Here is a 15,746-nt window from a genome sequence, read left to right as displayed (position 1 = left end):
AGAAGACAAGGAGATTGCATGATTGTTCGTTTCCACATCGACCCGATGGAGCAGGACCTGTATGAATACAGCGTCAGTTACGAAGGGGAGACGCTGTATTCCGATGTGGGTCTGGGCTCCATGGAGGACTGCATCGTCGCCGCCACGGAAGGCCTCGATCAGGAAGCCGTGGCTGCCGAAATAGCCTACAAGGGAATCATCAGCGGGACTTATGCACTGGCATCGCTGGCCCTGATGTCCGAGCAGATTGCCAGTCATGCACTGCAGACAACGCTTGCGATTGAAGAAGTCAGCGAGTAGGACTTTCGCAACGCGCCAGCTGTTGATTCAGTGGGCTCGGCATGCATTTGTAAGAAACGCACTGCAAAAATTAGGTGACGAGCCTTGACCCCGGCACTGGCTCCGCAGTTAGGGCTGCTTGGTTCCCCATCTGACCCGGTTGGCCGCTTTACCATGCGGGAAGGCCCGTCATCCCGGATTATAGGGGCGATGGCTTCGCCCTTTGACGCATACGGAGAATTTTCATAAAACCGGTACCTGCAGCTTCAATCATCCCTCATACTGTGCCGCCACAAAAAGCTGCAAACTGTATTCCCGCCTCTGCCAGACCGTCAGTTCGAAGGGCTGCCTGTGCTCGCGCCAACCCTTCGCGCCCATATCATCGCAGGCACAATCGGTTATTCACTACTGCCGCACAAGGAAGCTTCATGCCACGCGTTGTTTTCAATCAAAAAGGTGGAGTAGGCAAGTCCACCATCACCTGCAATCTGGCCGCCATCAGTGCCAGCCAGGGCTTGCGTACGCTTGTCGTTGACCTGGATCCGCAGGGAAACTCCAGCGCTTACCTGATGGGCAAGGCGGCTACCGATGGACAGCCAGACGTGGGCGGATTTTTTGAAAATACCCTGAGTTTCAGTTTGCGGAATGTTTCGCCCGCCGAATTCATTGTTGCCACGCCGCATAAAGGGCTTGACTTGATGCCGTCCAGCCCAAAGCTTGATGAATTGCAGGCCAAGCTGGAGTCCCGTCACAAGATCTTCAAACTGCGCGAGGCACTGCAGCAACTGTCCGGCAGCTATGACAGGATTTACATCGACACACCGCCGGCGCTCAATTTTTACACCCGCTCGGCGCTCATCGCGGCACGCACCTGTCTGATTCCCTTTGACTGCGACGATTTTTCACGAAAGGCCTTGTACACCTTGCTTGAAAACGTTCAGGAAATCCAGGCGGATCACAACGCCAGGCTGGTGGTCGAGGGCATTGTGGTCAACCAGTTCCAGCCACGCGCCAATCTGCCGCAGCGCATTGTCAATGAACTGATAGAAGAAGGTTTGCCTGTGCTGCATCCTTACCTGCCGGCTTCCATCAGGGTTCGTGAATCGCATGAACAATCGCTGCCGATGATCTACATGGACCCCGGCCACAAGCTGACCCAGGCGCTGGTGGAGCTGCATGCCGCGCTTGAGCCCTGAACCGCCAGCCTGCCGCAAAACACTGGCCATCCGTGCATGCCGCACGCAGGCTGCGGTTCAGGTGCTGCCCGGGCAATTTAGAATGAGCCCATGTCCTATCTAGTGCTTGCCCGCAAATACCGCCCCAAAAATTTCTCGGAAATGGTGGGCCAGTCGCACGTCGTTCAGGCCTTGGGCAATGCGCTGGGCACAGGGCGGCTGCACCATGCCTACCTGTTCACCGGCACCCGGGGCGTGGGCAAGACCACGGTGTCGCGCATTCTGGCCAAGTCGCTCAACTGCACCGGCATTGACGGGCTGGGCGGCATCACCGCCCAGCCTTGCGGCGTGTGCGACGCCTGCCGGGACATCGACAGCGGCCGCTTTGTCGATTACACCGAACTGGACGCGGCGTCCAACCGGGGCGTCGATGAAATCGCCCAGCTGCTCGAACAGGCTGTCTACAAGCCGGTAGTGGGCCGCTTCAAGGTATTCATGATCGACGAGGTCCACATGCTGACCAACACGGCGTTCAATGCCATGCTCAAGACGCTGGAGGAGCCGCCCGACTACCTCAAGTTCGTGCTTGCCACGACCGATCCGCAAAAGGTGCCCGCCACGGTGCTGTCGCGCTGCCTGCAGTTCAACCTTCGGCCCATGGCACCCGAGACGGTGCTGGAGCATTTGGTGCATGTGCTGGCCATTGAAAACGTTCCGGCCGAGCCGCAAGCCCTGCGCCTGCTGTCGCGTGCCGCGCGCGGCTCAATGCGTGACGCGCTTTCGCTGACCGACCAGGCGATTGCCTTCGGCTCAGGCCAGCTCGACGAGGCCAGCGTGCGCGTCATGCTCGGCAGCGTGGACCGCAGCTATGTGTTTCGATTGCTCGATGCGCTGGCGCGCGGCGATGGCCGCACAGTGGTCGAAACCTCGGAAGTGCTGCGGCTCAACGGCCTGAGCGCTGCCTCCACGCTTGAAGAAATGGCCACTATTCTGCAGCGCATGGCGGTGCTGCAGGCCGTACCTGGCATTGGCGCCAGTGATGACGACACAGATCCCGAGATCGTCGAAACCGCCCGGCTGGCCCATGCCATGCCGGCCGATGAAACCCAGCTGCTCTACAGCCTGTGCCTGCACGGACGCGGTGAACTGGGCCTGGCGCCTGACGAATATGCTGGACTGACCATGGTGCTGCTGCGCCTGCTGGCTTTCAAACCGTCAGCCACCGTTGAGCCGGCCGCTGTTGGGGCACAGCCTGTCGCTGTCAGGCCTGCGCCGGGGAGTGCCGCCGAGCCGGTAAAAAAGTCGCTGCCTGAACCGGGCGAGGCGCCTGTTGCCAGCCGCTACACTGCGGCCCAGGTCGCGCCTGTGAAGCGATTGACAGACCCCCATCAGGCCGTGTCAACCCAGGAAGTGCCAGCGCTGCCACTTACGGCGTTTAATGAGTCAAATGGGGCTTCTGCGCATGCTGATGTTAAACCGATTGCTATCAATAGCGAAGCACCGGCTGTACCGGCGGAAACACCCATCCAGCCATCGGCGGCCATCGGGACAGAAAGTGTTTCCTTTGACGATGTATGGGAACGGATCGTCAACCAGATGGTGGCGTCTGAATCCATCGCAGCCCTGACGCGCGAACTGGCGCTGCAGTCGCAGTTGTGCGGCCGGAGCGAAAGCCTCTGGACGCTGCGTGTCGAGCGTGAGTCATTAAACCAGGCGGCAGCCCGTGAAAAACTTCAAACCGCGCTTCAAGTGGAACTGGCCGAACCAGACCTCCGGCTGGTCGTCGAATTGGGCGCCGTGACCGATACGCCGGCGCGCCGGAACAGCGCTGCGCTGGTCGAGCGCCAGCGCGCCGCAGAACTGTTGATCCAGAACGACCCGTTCGTGCAGGACATGATCCGCGAATGGGGCGCCCGGGTTGTTCCGGGCAGCATCAAGAGCGTTTCGCCCTGAGCCAGGCTGCGGTTGCCATAGCCAGCCGATATGATCAGCGACAGTTTCAGCAACTCCATTTAAAGGAAAAAACCATGTTCAACAAAGGACAACTCGCAGGCCTCATGAAGCAGGCGCAGGCCATGCAGGACAATCTGAAAAAAGCCCAGGACGACCTGGCGTTTGTCGAAGTCACGGCTGATGCCGGCGCCGGATTGGTGAAAGTCACCATGACATGCAAGCATGATGTCAAGCGCATCGAGATCGATCCCAGCCTGCTGACGGAAGACAAGGACATGCTGGAAGACCTGGTGGCTGCCGCCTTCAATGCCGCCGTGCGCAAGGCCGAGGAAGTCAGCCAGGAAAAAATGGGCAAGCTCACGGCGGGCATGCCGGCGCTGCCGGGCGGCATGAAGTTTCCTTTCTAGTTTTTTTGCGGGACGGACCGACGCACGCGCGCAGCGCCCCTTCGCTCGGTCCCCAACTGATCAAATTCTTCGACCCAATCCATAAATGATCCCCTCCGATGCCCTTGACGGCCTGACCCAGGCCTTGCGCAAGCTGCCTGGCGTGGGTGCCAAGTCGGCAGCGCGCATGGCCTTTCACCTGCTGCAGCACGACAGGCCTGGTGCCTTGCAGATTGCACGGGCGCTGGACCATGCGGTGCAGAGCATCGGGCATTGCGCGCTGTGCAACACCCTGACCGAGCAGGAGGTTTGTGTGACCTGCACCAATCCGCAGCGCGACCGCAGCAAGCTTTGCGTCGTGGAAACCCCGGCGGATCAGGCGGCGCTGGAGCGGACACTGGCCTACCGGGGCCTGTATTTCGTGCTGATGGGCAAGCTCAGCCCGCTGGACGGCATTGGCCCGAACGACATCGGCCTGCAAAAGTTGTTCGACCGCGTGGCGCCCCGCGACGACAGCGGAGAACTCCTGCCGGCTGCTGACCGCGAAGTTCAGGAAGTCATTTTGGCGACGAATTTCACCGCTGAAGGCGAGGCCACGGCGCATGTAATCGGCCAGGCGCTCAAAAGCCGCAACATGCAGGTCACCCGCCTCGCGCGCGGCGTGCCGGTGGGTAGCGAACTGGAATATGTGGACCTGGGAACGATTGCCCACGCACTGACCGACCGACGTTAAGCCTGCAGGCAGCCAGTGCCGCTGCCAGGCATCAAAAAAAGGATTCTCATGACGCTTGAACATTTCACGATCGCCTACTGGTGTGTTCTGGTGGCCGCCTTGCTGCCTATTGTTTGCGCCGGCATTGCCAAATTCGGATTGATGCGAATCGCTCCGGCAAAAGGTGGTTACGACAACAACGATCCCCGGGCCTGGCTGGCGCGTCAGACTGACTGGCGCGGGCGCGCCAATGCGGCGCAGGCCAACACCTTCGAGTCCATTCCCTTCTTTTTTGCAGCAGTCATCATTGCCCACCAACTCCAGGCCAGTCAGGCACGGCTCGACATGCTTGCTGTGCTGTTTGTCGCGTTGCGCATCGTCTATATCGCGCTCTATGTTGGCAACAGGGCCAATGCGCGCTCCATCATTTGGGCGCTTGCATTTTTCATCAACATCGGCATCCTTTTTTCCGGCTTCCGCTGACAGGTTTTATATTAGGAAATCACCTCCCGTTACAAAGACGCGAGCTTTGACACCAACCTGCACGGGATGACCCCGATGCGATTTTTTTTCGGGCTCGATATGCTGAAACGCATGGCTACCGAAAAGAAAAAAATGGGTATTGAACGACTCCCCCGACTGTCCAGGCGGATGTTTACTGGCGGCAGCGTATTGGCGGCAGCAACACTGGTCTGGCCCACCTTGCATGCCCAAGGACAGCCTGAGATCCGGAAAATCACCATTGCAGCAGGTAACAAGGCTGCTTTTTACAGTCTTCCCCTGACCATTGCAGAGCAACTGGGTTATTTCCGGTCGGAAGGCCTTACCGTTGGCATCAGTGACCATGAAAGCGCAACACAGGCCGTGCAGGCGATGATGGGAAAATCAGCCAATATCTGTCTGGCGGGCTTCGAGCACATCATCCGCCTCCAGTCTGCCCAGCAGATGGTCCAGTCGTTTGTGCTGCTCGGCAGGGCGCCCCAGATCGCATTCGGGATTTCGACCCGAAGTCTACCGCGCTACAAATCGATCGCCGAACTCAAGGGCAGGAAAGTCGGCGTTGCTGCGCTGGAAAGCGCAAGCGCCCTGATGGCTTCCATGGTGTTGGCCCAAGGCGGCCTGCGAGCCAGCGATGTGGGTTTTCTGGAAGTAGGTGAGGGAGAAGGTGCCCTGGCCGCGCTGCGTTCAGGCCAGGTGGATGCCATGAGCCACACCGACCCGTTCATGACCATCCTGGAGCAAAAAGGCGAAGTCCGGATCATCAGTGACGCCCGCACCCTCAAGGGAACGACTGAACTGTTTGGAGGACCGATGCCTGCGGCCTGCCTGTTTGCGCCAATCGATTTCGTCCGAAAAAATCCCAACACCTGCCAGGCGCTGGCAAATGCCATGGTGCGCGGCCTGAAATGGCTTCAAACGGCGGGACCTGGGGATATCATCAAGACTGTTCCCGAAAATTACCTGCTGGGTGACAGGGGTCTGTATATTGCCTCGTTCAACAAGGTGCGCGAATCCATTTCGCTCGACGGCATCCTGGCGGATGAAGCGCCCCGTACCGCCCTGAAGGCGATCGCCGGTTTTGACGCAAGCGTCAAACCTGGCAGGATTGACCTGTCAAAAACTTACACCAACGAGTTTGCACAGCGGGCCAAGGAGCGTTTCAAGGCCTGAGGCAGCACGCGCTGGGAATGACGGACCCGTCTGGAGACGGTCTGTTGAAACGATTGCAAACTATTCGTGCCGTCATGACGCCTGCATCGACGCGGCTGTCTAAAGTTTCTGGTGAAATGTCCGTGCAGTCCAGTTTTGGGCTGTGATTACACTTTTAAACCATAAATATCCAGGGAGCAACTATGAATCTTCACATGAGCATTGGTCCAATCGTCGCGTTGATCGCAGGCATTCTGATCCTGCTGATCCCACGGCTGCTGAATTCTATTGTCGCCGTGTACCTGATCGTCATCGGACTGATCGGCCTGTTTGGAACCGGCTCGCTGCGGATTTGATGCCGCCGGATTCGTCGTCATTCAATCGCCGGAAATTACTTTCTTCTTGACTTGACCACCGCCTTACCAGTGTCGCGCCTGTTGGCCTGGACAGCGGTTTTTCCCCTGGATGGTGCGGACCTTCTGTGCACATTGCTGGTCATGGCGCGCGCGGTGATTGGCAGATACAGCACGACCTGATGGCCTTGCTTGAAAGCGGCTCCGGCACTGACGCTGTTCCAGCTGGCGACGCTGGCCGCTGTCAGGCCGTAGCGCCCCGCAATGCTGGCAACCGACTCGCCCTTGCGCGCCTTGACCGTTGTGCGGCGAGTGGTGATTTCAGGCGCCAGCGATACCTGGGCATTGTCCGCAACCTGGCTGCTGACGTCCTCGTTCATCTGGGCCGTGCGCGGCACGACCAGCGTCGAGCCGGCCTTGATGAGCATGCGCGGCGGAATGTTGTTCATGCTGCGCAGATCGGATTCGTTCATTCCGGTGTGCCGCGCTGCCTCCGTGACGTTCATGGTGCTGGGCGCTGTCCACGCGGTCCAGCTTGCATATTGGCCTTGGGTATAGGCGTCGAAGTTGCGTTGGAACACAAGCGCGTTGTCCCAGGGCAGCAAGATCTGCGGCGTTCCCGATGCCAAAATGACCGGGCGGCGGGCGGAAGGATTGAGCGCCTTGAACACGTCAATTTCAACATCTGCCAGACGTGCCGCCAGGGCGACGTCAATATCCCGCGTGATCTGCACTTGCTGGAAATACGGATGGTTTTCAATCAACGGCAGTTCGGTGCTGAACGCTTTTGGATTGGCAACGATATTTTTTACTGCCTGAAGCTTGGGTACATAAAGGCGGGTTTCCGCCGGCATATTGAGCTCGTCATAAGTGGTTCCCAGCCCGGCCTTCTGGTTTTTGGCAATGGCCCGGCTCACGCTGCCTTCGCCCCAGTTGTACGCGGCAAGTGCCAGGTGCCAGTCGCCGAACATGCCGTAAAGTTTTTGCAGGTAGTCCAGCGCTGCCCGTGTCGACGCCAGTACGTCGCGGCGGTCATCCCTGAAATCGTTTTGCTTGAGTGCAAAATATTTTCCGGTCGCCGGCATGAACTGCCACATGCCCGCCGCCTTGGCGCTGGACACTGCCTGCGGGTTGAAGGCGCTTTCAATGAAAGGGAGCAGCGCCAGCTCGGTCGGCATCTGGCGACGCTCCAGTTCCTCGACGATGTGAAACAGGTATTTGCTGGAGCGCTCGGTCATGCGCTGGATGTAATCCGGTCGGCTGGCATACCATTGCTCGCGGTCGGTTACCAGTTCATTTTGCAAGTCGGGCATGGCAAATCCCCGGCGAATCCGGTCCCAAAGTTCCTTGGGCGGCTCGGTGGATGCTATCGGGAAGGAATTCACCTGGCCCGGGGTAATGGCGCGCAGCGGACCGGCTGGAATCCTCTGGCCCGGGACAGTCCCCGGCCCGGTGGACAGCACCGGATCGTCCGGCAGGCCTGGAGGCTGTGTGGCGCAACCTGCCAGCACGGCCATCACCAGCACAAACACCAGCGAAACAAGCCGAAAGCCGCGTAAGGAAAAAGAATGGGAAGGGAAAAAGGAAAGCGGTGCGTTTCGAGGGACGAGTCTCATTTGAATTGGTTTTTCCATTGCCGCAGGGCGGCAAATACAGTGGTGTCGTCATGGGTTGACGCATCAAAGTGGTGAACAGCAGCCATGATGGTGGCTTGCCGTGTACGTAAAAAAGGATTGATCAGGATTTCCTGTCCGATGGAACTGGGCAGGGTCGGCATGCCCTGTTCTCGCAACTGGCGGCAATGCTTTTCATACGCTGCCAGATGCGCATTATCAGGCTCAACAGCAAGCGCAAAGCGCAAATTGGCCAGGGTGTACTCGTGCGCGCAGCAGACACGGGTTGTATCCGGCAATGCGCCGAGCTTGTCAAGCGATGCCAGCATTTGCGCTGGCGTTCCTTCAAACAACCGGCCACAACCTCCTGAAAAAAGTGTGTCGCCACAAAAAAGCAGCGGATGACCGTCCATGTCCGGGGTGTAGAAGGCAATATGTCCTGCGGTGTGGCCTGGCACTTCCAGTACCTGGAAATCCAGGCCGAGGGTCGTAACCCGATCGCCCTCGCGCAGCGGCTGGAAGGGCGCCGGTATGCGTTCGGTGGCCGGTCCATATACCGTGGCGCCGGTTGCCTGGCGCAATGCATCAACGCCGCCGGTGTGATCCGCATGGTGGTGCGTGACTAGAATTGATTCCAGTTGCAGTTGGGATGCTTGCAGTGCGCGCAATACCGGCTCGGGGTCGCCAGGGTCCACCACCAGGGCGCGCTTGCCGTCATGCAGCAGCCACAGGTAGTTGTCGGCAAAAGCGGAAACAGGAATCAAATACATGCAGTGGTCTCGATGAAGTCAGAAATTATAGGATTGACAGAGTGGCTTGAGACCCCGCCGGGGGCCTATCTGCTGGACTGGGAGCGCTCCCACTTTGACTTGGCCGTCAGTGATATTTTTGGCTACCATGCCCTGCAACTGGGATTTCCAGAAATCGATGCCCTGCGGACCAACCGCATGCCGCACAAATGGCTGGCGCTTCATTCTCTGCAAAAGCAGACCTTAGCGTTTCCTTCAAGATGCGGTGCAGAGCATCGGACAGGGCCTGAATCCATAAGTTCCCCGCACCCTGCCTTGTACACCGATTCAGCAGCGCTGCCGTTTCCCGAGAGCAGCCTTGACCTGGTGGCCTTGCCGCACACGCTTGAGCTTGGCAGCGACCCGCATTCTGCCTTGCGTGAGGTGGCCCGCGTTCTGGTCCCCGAGGGGCGTGTGGTCATCAGCGGCTTTAATCCGGCCAGTCTGTGGGGCCTGCGCCAGCGGCGCGATCATCTTTACCAGCGTTTTGGCTACGAAGGGCTTTTTTTGCCGGACGCTGGCAAATACATTGGCTACTGGCGGCTTCGTGACTGGCTCAGGCTGCTCGACTTTGAGGTGGAATCGGCGCAGTTTGGCTGTTACCGCCCGGCGCTGAAAAGCCAGCAGTGGCTGGACCGGTTTGACTGGATGGACCCCGCCGGAAAACGCTGGTGGCCAATCTTCGGGGCGGTTTATTTTCTGGTGGCCGTCAAGCATGTGCGTGGCATGCGCTTGCTGGAACCCAGCTGGAAAACCCGCAAATCACTGGCGGCTGCACCCGCCATCGTGGCCAGCAAGAAGCCCGCTGGCTGGGTCAAAATAAGCGGTTGAGCTTTTTCAATTTTTCAAACCCACCAGGCATTCCTGGCATCACAAGCATCCCATGACCGATTCAGCAGCAGCGTCCCGCGTTCCCAGTCAACACATCGTGATTTATACCGACGGCGCCTGCAAGGGCAACCCTGGTCCCGGCGGTTGGGGCGCCTTGCTGGCCGGAGGCGGCACCGAGAAGGAAATCTTCGGTGGCGAGATGGGCACGACCAATAACCGCATGGAGATGACTGCTGTCATCGAGGCGCTGGCAGCACTGAAAAAACCCTGCAACGTGACCCTTTACCTCGACAGCCAGTACGTGCTCAAGGGCATCACCGAATGGATTCATGGCTGGAAAGCCCGTGGCTGGCGCACGGCGGCCAAGGCACCTGTCAAGAACGTCGATTTGTGGCAACGGCTGGACGCGTTGCTGGTATCCAGCGGCCACACTATCGACTGGCGCTGGGTGAGGGGCCACAACGGCGATCCCGGCAACGAGCGCGCCGATGCGCTGGCCAACAAGGGCGTGGAACGCGCACTGGGCCGCATTTGATGCACGCTGGCGCCAGCGCCCTGGCGCACCTGGTTTTGCAAAAGAATTTGCCGTTGGGCCGAGACTTCGAGAACAGCGGCTTCAAACCCGGTTAAATCGTGCGCATCGCCTGCGTTTTTTCGGCCATCCTGCTACATTGAAAGGCGTTTCCTTTCATAACAAGTCACCTTGTCACCACCCCATGGCATCCAAAGTAATTTACACCGTCATCGCCGTGGCCGGCATTGCAGCGGCTTCAGGCGCCGCCTGGTGGTACCAGAAGCCCAAGCCGGCTGGTGCGGCAGGCATGGCCGTCACTGCGTCAGGGCAGGGCGCGGGCAGCAACGGCACGGCGGCCAAACCGCCATCAGTGGAAGTAGCCAGGGTCGAGTTGGCGCGGCTGGTCGACGACACCCGCGCGGTCGGCAGCCTGCGTTCGCGCCGGGGCGTGGTGTTGCGTCCTGAAATCAGCGGCCGCATCACGCAGCTCAACTTCACCGATGGCCAGCGGGTGAAGAAGGGCCAGGTGCTGGTGCAGTTTGACGACCAGTTGCCGCAGGCGCAAGTCCAGCAAAGCCAGGCCGAGCTGTCGATTGCCCGAGCCAACCAGAAGCGCAACCAGGAACTGGTGGCGCAAAACTTCATCAGCCAGCGCTCGCTCGATGAAAGCGAGGCCAATCTGCAAGTGGCCCAGGCCAAGCTGGCGCTGGCCAAGGCCACGGCGGCGCGCTTGAAAATCGTGGCACCGTTCGACGGCATTGCCGGCATCCGCCAGGTCAATGTGGGCGACTACCTCAAGGATGGCGCCGACATCGTGAACATCGAAGACATCGACGCCATCTATGTCGATTTCAGGCTGCCCGAGCGCTACCAGAGCAAGGTGAAGCGCGGCCAGACGGCCCTGCTCGACATCGATGCCTTGCCGGGACAGGGCTATACAGCGCAGATCCAGGCGATTGACCCGCTGATCGATGCCAACGGCCGGTCGGTTGGTATCCGGGGCTGCATCGACAACCGGGCGCTGCAGTTGCGCCCCGGCATGTTCGCCCGGGTGAATGCCGTTTTCGGCGTTCGCGACAATGCCAGCGTCATTCCCGAAGAAGCGATTGTTCCGCAAAGCGGGAAGCAGTTTGTCATCAAGCTGCTCGAAGGACCCAGCGAAGAAACGCGGAAAACCCAGCGTGTCGAGGTCAAGGTGGGCCTGCGCAGTCCGGGCAAGGTTGAAATCCTGGAAGGGCTTTTGCCTGGTGACACCGTGGTCAGGACCGGCCAGCAGCGAATCCAGAAGGACGGGACCGTCGTCAGGGTGGTGAAGCTGAACGGCGGGGCCTCTGTCGGAGAAGCAGCAATGGATAAAAAACCTGCCGACACGGCCTCCACTGCGCCGGTTTCGTCCGTGGCAACTAGCGTAAAAGCAGCGCCGGCAGGCCCCAACCCGTGCGGCATCATTGTTTCGCAGCTACCTGCCAGCGGCAGCGTGATGCCAACCTCCAGCACAGACCCTGCAGTGCACAAGCCGGCCCTTCCTCCAGTCCGCAATCCGGGCTGAGGCCTGCCTTCTGCCCGAATCTTCGTGACCAACGCCGGACCGCCGCATGCAACTCGCTGAAACTTCCATTCGCCGCCCGGTGTTCGCCACCGTGCTGTCGCTGCTCATCGTGCTGGTCGGTGCGGTTAGTTTCAACCGGCTGACGGTTCGCGAATACCCCAAGATTGACGAGCCGGTCGTGACCGTGAGCGTTCGCTATGCCGGCGCCTCGGCCGAGGTCATCGAGTCGCAGGTGACCAAGCCGCTGGAGGATTCCATTGCCGGCATCGACGGCGTGGATGTCATCACCTCGATCAGCCGCGCCGACCAGGGGCAGATCAGCGTGCGTTTCCGGCTGGAGAAAGACGCCGATTCCGCCGCCGCCGAGGTGCGCGACCGCACCTCGCGGGTGCGCAACAAGCTGCCTCAAGCAATTGAAGAGCCGGTGATCGCCAAGGTAGAGGCCGACGCGTTTCCGGTCATCCAACTGGCGTTTTCCAGCGAGTCGCTGACGCCGTTGCAGATCAACGACCTGGTCAACCGCATCGTCAAGCCGCGCCTGCAGACCGTCACCGGCGTGGCCGACGTGCGCATCTTTGGCGAGCGCAAGTACGCCATGCGTGTCTGGCTGGACACCGACAAGCTCGCTTCCTACCGGCTGACGACACAGGACGTCGAAGACGCAATTCGCCGCAGCAACCTGGAACTGCCTGCCGGCCGCATCGAATCGCAGCAGCGCGAATTCAGCGTGACCTCGCAAACCGACCTGCTCAAGCCGGCGCAGTTTGGCGAGATCGTGATCAAGACCGTGAACGGGTTTTCGGTCCGGGTGCGTGATGTGGCCCGGGTCGAGGAAGGCGCGGCCGACGAGCGCACGGTGGTCCGGCTGAATGGCCGCCCGGCCGTCGGCGTGGGCGTGATCCGCCAGGCCACGGCCAATCCGCTTGACCTGTCCAAAGGTGTGCAGGCCGCCATTCCCCGGCTGAAGGCAGACCTGCCGCCCGATGTGCTGATCGACATTGCCAACGACAACTCGGTGTTCATCGACCGCTCGGTCAAGAATGTGTACCAGACTATTTTCGAAGCCGTCCTGCTGGTCGCGCTGGTGATCTTCGTGTTCCTGCGCACCTTGCGCGCGTCGATCATTCCGATCATCACCATCCCGGTCAGCCTGATCGGCACGTTTGCGCTGATGGCGCTGGCCGGCTTCACCATCAACACGCTCACTTTGCTGGCGTTGGTGCTGGCCATCGGCCTGGTGGTGGACGACGCCATCGTGATGCTGGAAAACATCTTTCGCCACATCGAGGAAGGCATGGACCCGTTTTCCGCCGGCATCAAGGGTGCGCGCGAGATCGGTTTTGCCATCGTTACCATGACCGCCACCCTGGTGGCGGTGTATGCGCCGCTGGCCTTCACCCCGGGGCGAACCGGCCGGCTGTTCGTCGAGTTTGCGCTGGCGCTGGCCGGCGCGGTGGTGGTATCGGGCGTGGTGGCACTGACGCTCACGCCCATGCTGTGCACGCTGCTGCTCAAGCACAATCCGAAGCCAAACCGCTTTGACAGCACCATGGAGCGCGTGCTGACCGGCATTTCGGACCGCTACGGCGCCCTGCTGCGCTGGATCGTGACGGCGCGGTTTGTTCCCCAGGCCGGCAGCTCGGGACAGCGAGTGAAAGGCTGGGTGCTGCAGGCGCGCTGGCTGGTGCTGGCGGTTATGCTGGTCAGCGGCGCAGCCATCTTGCTGATCTTCCCGACCATGAAGCAGGAACTCTCGCCCATGGAAGACCGGGGCGTGATCCTGGCCAGCGTCAACGCGCCTGATGGCTCCACGCTCGACTTCACCAACCGCTATGCCCAGGAACTTGAAAAGATGGGCCAGCCGTTCAAGGAATTCGACCGCATCTTTGCCAATGTCGGCAACCCGACGGTGGCGCAGGCCAGCGTGGTGTACCGCACCGTGGACTGGAAAGACCGCACGCGTTCCACCATGGACATGGCGCGCGAGCTCCAGCCGATGTTCAATGCGCTGCCGGGCGTGACGGCGTTCCCAATCACGCCGCCCTCGCTGGGCCAGGGCTTTCGCGAAAGGCCGCTGAATTTTGTCATCCAGACCTCGGAAAGCTACCAGAACCTCAATGGCGTGGTGCGCCAGATGCTCGACGAGATCGCCAAGAACCCCGGCATCGTCTCGCCTGACGTGGACCTGCGGCTGAACAAGCCCGAACTGCGCATTGATGTGGAGCGCGACAAGGCGGCCGACCTGGGCGTAAGCATCGAGGTCGTGGCCAAGGCCATCGAGACGCTGCTGGGCGGGCGCAACGTGACCCGCTACAAGCGCGATGCCGAGCAATACGACGTGGTGGTGCAGACGGCTGCCATCGGCCGCACCACACCCGAAGACATCGACCGCATCTACGTGCGTGGCCGCAACGAGGCCATGATTCCGCTCTCCAGCCTGGTCAAGGTGACGGAAAGCGTCTCGCCGCGTGAGTTGAACCACTTTGGACAGCGCCGTTCGGTGTCCATCACCGCCAGCCTGGCGTCCGACTACTCGCTGGGCGAAGCGCTGGCCTTCATGGACCAGACCGCCGCCAAGATCCTGAAAACAGGCTACAGCACCGATCTGAACGGCACGTCGCGCGAGTTCAGGAATTCGCAGGGCGCGCTGGTCATCGTGTTCGTGCTGGCGCTGGTGTTCATTTTCCTGGTGTTGGCGGCGCAGTTTGAAAGCTTTGTTGATCCGCTGGTGATCATGCTGTCGGTGCCGCTGTCAATGATTGGCGCCTTGCTGGCACTCAAGTGGAGCGGCGGCTCGCTCAACGTCTATTCGCAGATCGGCCTGATCACGCTGGTCGGCCTGATCACCAAGCACGGCATCCTGATTGTCGAGTTCACCAACCAGCTGCGCATGCAGGGCATGGAAATGACCGATGCGCTGATCAAGGCGTCGTCGCAGCGGCTGCGCCCGATCCTGATGACCACCGGCGCGATGGTGCTGGGCGCCTTGCCGCTGGCGCTGGCTTCCGGTGCCGGGGCTGAAAGCCGCACCCAGATCGGCTGGGTCATCGTGGGCGGCATGTCGCTGGGCACGCTGCTGACCGTGTTTGTGGTGCCCACCATGTACGCGCTGTTTGCCCGCGCTGCAGTGCCGGGCGCCAAAACCGCCGAGGTGCGGGAGGCGCCCGCCGGGCACGAGGCGCTGGCCGGTAAATAAGGATGCGGAAAGTAATGACTTTCCGTCCGTCATTCCCACATAGGCGGGAATCCAGCGCCACGGGCTAAAGCGCTCAAACCGGTCTGGATACCCGCACCCGATCAGGTCAAGGGCAGGCTCTTCCCGGGTATGACGCAGGAAAGTTATTTTCGACCGCATCCCAAGCTGCGGTTCTGGGGCTGCGCCTGCATGCGTTGCGCCATTGCGGTTGGTGCCAACGTCACGCAAGGCTCGACCAAGGGTTGACCCCGATTTTCTTCTGGACTTTTCGGACCGCCAAAAGTGATGGGACCGCGCTTTTGCTCAAATACACCCATGGCGCAATCTTGCGCTGGCCTGGCGTACAAACAGCAAGGGAAAAATAATGAAACTGCTGATCTGGGGCGTGACCGGTTTTTTGGCGCTGCTGTGGACCGGTGCCGCCTCCATGCTGGCGGCTGCTGTCAACTGGCTGGCCGCGTCGTCCGCTGATCCGGCGATTCGCGGTGCTCAGGCAATGGCGCAGTGGCCCTTGCCCGACTGGCTGGCCGTGTGGATGCCACCCGGCGTCATCGAGCCGCTGAAGGCCAGCATCAGCGAACTGCTGGATTCCGTGGTCATTGCCACCAGCTGGATCGCGCCCATGCTCGGCTGGCTGTCGCCGCTGGTCTGGGTCATCTGGGGAATGGTGCTGGTGTTGATGCTGGTGTTGGCCGGGGGCTTTCATGTGCTGGCGGCTCGCAGTTCACGCCCGACCGCCTGAAGCGG

General features: G+C 60.5%; 15 protein-coding genes and 1 other RNA gene. 13 read left to right on the top strand and 3 right to left on the bottom strand.

Translation table 11 applies throughout. The features are described from left to right. Positions 1 to 18 precede the first annotated feature (18 nt). Positions 19 to 300 carry a hypothetical protein gene (locus GZ092_RS14125; protein ID WP_293637306.1) on the top strand — a complete coding sequence of 94 codons (282 nt, stop codon included), beginning with the start codon at positions 19 to 21 and terminating at the stop codon, positions 298 to 300. Between the two features lie 73 nt (positions 301 to 373). Here the strand turns inward: GZ092_RS14125 and ffs are convergent. Further along, positions 374 to 470, bottom strand: an RNA gene (gene ffs, locus GZ092_RS14120) — signal recognition particle sRNA small type. A 237-nt stretch (positions 471 to 707) separates the two neighbouring features. On the opposite strand from ffs, the gene GZ092_RS14115 reads away from it, so the two are divergent. From GZ092_RS14115 to GZ092_RS14085, 7 genes are all read left to right on the top strand, one after another. Then, positions 708 to 1,475 (top strand): ParA family protein, encoded by a 768-nt coding sequence (locus tag GZ092_RS14115; protein WP_293637304.1) that lies wholly within the window; start codon positions 708 to 710, stop codon positions 1,473 to 1,475. Between the two features lie 90 nt (positions 1,476 to 1,565). Next, positions 1,566 to 3,407 (top strand): DNA polymerase III subunit gamma/tau, encoded by a 1,842-nt coding sequence (gene dnaX, locus GZ092_RS14110; RefSeq protein WP_293637302.1) that lies wholly within the window; start codon positions 1,566 to 1,568, stop codon positions 3,405 to 3,407. A gap of 74 nt (positions 3,408 to 3,481) precedes the next feature. Then, on the top strand, positions 3,482 to 3,814 hold the full coding sequence (locus tag GZ092_RS14105) for a YbaB/EbfC family nucleoid-associated protein (RefSeq protein WP_029524440.1): 333 nt from the start codon (positions 3,482 to 3,484) through the stop codon (positions 3,812 to 3,814). Positions 3,815 to 3,899: 85 nt separating this feature from the next. Next, positions 3,900 to 4,526, top strand: a complete 627-nt coding sequence (gene recR, locus GZ092_RS14100; protein WP_293637299.1) for a recombination mediator RecR — start codon at positions 3,900 to 3,902, stop codon at positions 4,524 to 4,526. Between the two features lie 48 nt (positions 4,527 to 4,574). Next, the gene (locus GZ092_RS14095; protein ID WP_293637345.1) at positions 4,575 to 4,988 is read left to right on the top strand and encodes an MAPEG family protein; all 414 of its coding nucleotides are present in this window, start codon (positions 4,575 to 4,577) and stop codon (positions 4,986 to 4,988) included. Positions 4,989 to 5,120: 132 nt separating this feature from the next. After that, positions 5,121 to 6,176 carry an ABC transporter substrate-binding protein gene (locus GZ092_RS14090; RefSeq protein WP_293637344.1) on the top strand — a complete coding sequence of 352 codons (1,056 nt, stop codon included), beginning with the start codon at positions 5,121 to 5,123 and terminating at the stop codon, positions 6,174 to 6,176. A gap of 182 nt (positions 6,177 to 6,358) precedes the next feature. Next, positions 6,359 to 6,511: a DUF3096 domain-containing protein gene (locus GZ092_RS14085; protein WP_293637297.1), complete on the top strand. Its 153-nt coding sequence runs from the start codon at positions 6,359 to 6,361 to the stop codon at positions 6,509 to 6,511. Positions 6,512 to 6,546: 35 nt separating this feature from the next. On the opposite strand, the gene GZ092_RS14080 is transcribed toward GZ092_RS14085, so the two are convergent. Together GZ092_RS14080 and gloB are read right to left on the bottom strand one after the other, a co-directional pair. Then, a complete protein-coding gene (locus tag GZ092_RS14080) occupies positions 6,547 to 8,124 on the bottom strand; it encodes a transglycosylase SLT domain-containing protein (protein WP_293637296.1) in 1,578 nt (525 codons plus the stop codon). Beyond that, positions 8,121 to 8,891, bottom strand: a complete 771-nt coding sequence (gene gloB / locus GZ092_RS14075; protein ID WP_293637294.1) for a hydroxyacylglutathione hydrolase — start codon at positions 8,889 to 8,891, stop codon at positions 8,121 to 8,123. The genes GZ092_RS14080 and gloB overlap by 4 nt, the downstream gene beginning before the upstream one ends. A gap of 12 nt (positions 8,892 to 8,903) precedes the next feature. Here gloB and GZ092_RS14070 point away from each other — a divergent pair, with 12 nt between their 5' ends. The 5 genes from GZ092_RS14070 to GZ092_RS14050 all read left to right on the top strand — a co-directional run bounded on the left by GZ092_RS14070 (position 8,904) and on the right by GZ092_RS14050 (position 15,741). Next, the gene (locus GZ092_RS14070; RefSeq protein ID WP_293637292.1) at positions 8,904 to 9,740 is read left to right on the top strand and encodes a methyltransferase domain-containing protein; all 837 of its coding nucleotides are present in this window, start codon (positions 8,904 to 8,906) and stop codon (positions 9,738 to 9,740) included. A 52-nt stretch (positions 9,741 to 9,792) separates the two neighbouring features. Beyond that, positions 9,793 to 10,275, top strand: coding sequence for a ribonuclease HI (gene rnhA / locus GZ092_RS14065; RefSeq protein WP_293637290.1), 483 nt, complete (start codon positions 9,793 to 9,795; stop codon positions 10,273 to 10,275). Positions 10,276 to 10,456: 181 nt separating this feature from the next. Then, entirely contained in the window at positions 10,457 to 11,803 is a 1,347-nt protein-coding gene (locus tag GZ092_RS14060) for an efflux RND transporter periplasmic adaptor subunit (protein ID WP_293637288.1), read from the top strand. 46 nt (positions 11,804 to 11,849) lie between these two features. Beyond that, entirely contained in the window at positions 11,850 to 14,999 is a 3,150-nt protein-coding gene (locus GZ092_RS14055) for an efflux RND transporter permease subunit (RefSeq protein WP_293637286.1), read from the top strand. Between the two features lie 364 nt (positions 15,000 to 15,363). Beyond that, positions 15,364 to 15,741, top strand: coding sequence for a hypothetical protein (locus tag GZ092_RS14050; protein WP_293637284.1), 378 nt, complete (start codon positions 15,364 to 15,366; stop codon positions 15,739 to 15,741). The last annotated feature ends 5 nt before the right edge of the window (positions 15,742 to 15,746 follow it).

The sequence above is a fragment of the Polaromonas sp. genome, assembly GCF_010365105.1.
GTDB lineage: Bacteria > Pseudomonadota > Gammaproteobacteria > Burkholderiales > Burkholderiaceae_C > Polaromonas.
The sequence above is the reverse complement of the archived record's forward strand: the minus strand, read 5'-3'. Positions and strand labels throughout refer to the sequence as shown.

Coding starts and splice junctions, on each gene's coding strand:
- GZ092_RS14085 (WP_293637297.1), top strand. CDS start 6,359: ATGAATCTTCACATGAGCATTGGTCCAATCGTCGCGTTGATCGCAGGC.
- GZ092_RS14070 (WP_293637292.1), top strand. CDS start 8,904: ATGAAGTCAGAAATTATAGGATTGACAGAGTGGCTTGAGACCCCGCCG.
- GZ092_RS14050 (WP_293637284.1), top strand. CDS start 15,364: ATGAAACTGCTGATCTGGGGCGTGACCGGTTTTTTGGCGCTGCTGTGG.
- gloB (WP_293637294.1), bottom strand. CDS start 8,891: ATGTATTTGATTCCTGTTTCCGCTTTTGCCGACAACTACCTGTGGCTG.
- GZ092_RS14060 (WP_293637288.1), top strand. CDS start 10,457: ATGGCATCCAAAGTAATTTACACCGTCATCGCCGTGGCCGGCATTGCA.
- GZ092_RS14080 (WP_293637296.1), bottom strand. CDS start 8,124: ATGAGACTCGTCCCTCGAAACGCACCGCTTTCCTTTTTCCCTTCCCAT.
- dnaX (WP_293637302.1), top strand. CDS start 1,566: ATGTCCTATCTAGTGCTTGCCCGCAAATACCGCCCCAAAAATTTCTCG.
- GZ092_RS14125 (WP_293637306.1), top strand. CDS start 19: ATGATTGTTCGTTTCCACATCGACCCGATGGAGCAGGACCTGTATGAA.
- recR (WP_293637299.1), top strand. CDS start 3,900: ATGATCCCCTCCGATGCCCTTGACGGCCTGACCCAGGCCTTGCGCAAG.
- rnhA (WP_293637290.1), top strand. CDS start 9,793: ATGACCGATTCAGCAGCAGCGTCCCGCGTTCCCAGTCAACACATCGTG.
- GZ092_RS14090 (WP_293637344.1), top strand. CDS start 5,121: ATGGGTATTGAACGACTCCCCCGACTGTCCAGGCGGATGTTTACTGGC.
- GZ092_RS14095 (WP_293637345.1), top strand. CDS start 4,575: ATGACGCTTGAACATTTCACGATCGCCTACTGGTGTGTTCTGGTGGCC.
- GZ092_RS14115 (WP_293637304.1), top strand. CDS start 708: ATGCCACGCGTTGTTTTCAATCAAAAAGGTGGAGTAGGCAAGTCCACC.
- GZ092_RS14105 (WP_029524440.1), top strand. CDS start 3,482: ATGTTCAACAAAGGACAACTCGCAGGCCTCATGAAGCAGGCGCAGGCC.
- GZ092_RS14055 (WP_293637286.1), top strand. CDS start 11,850: ATGCAACTCGCTGAAACTTCCATTCGCCGCCCGGTGTTCGCCACCGTG.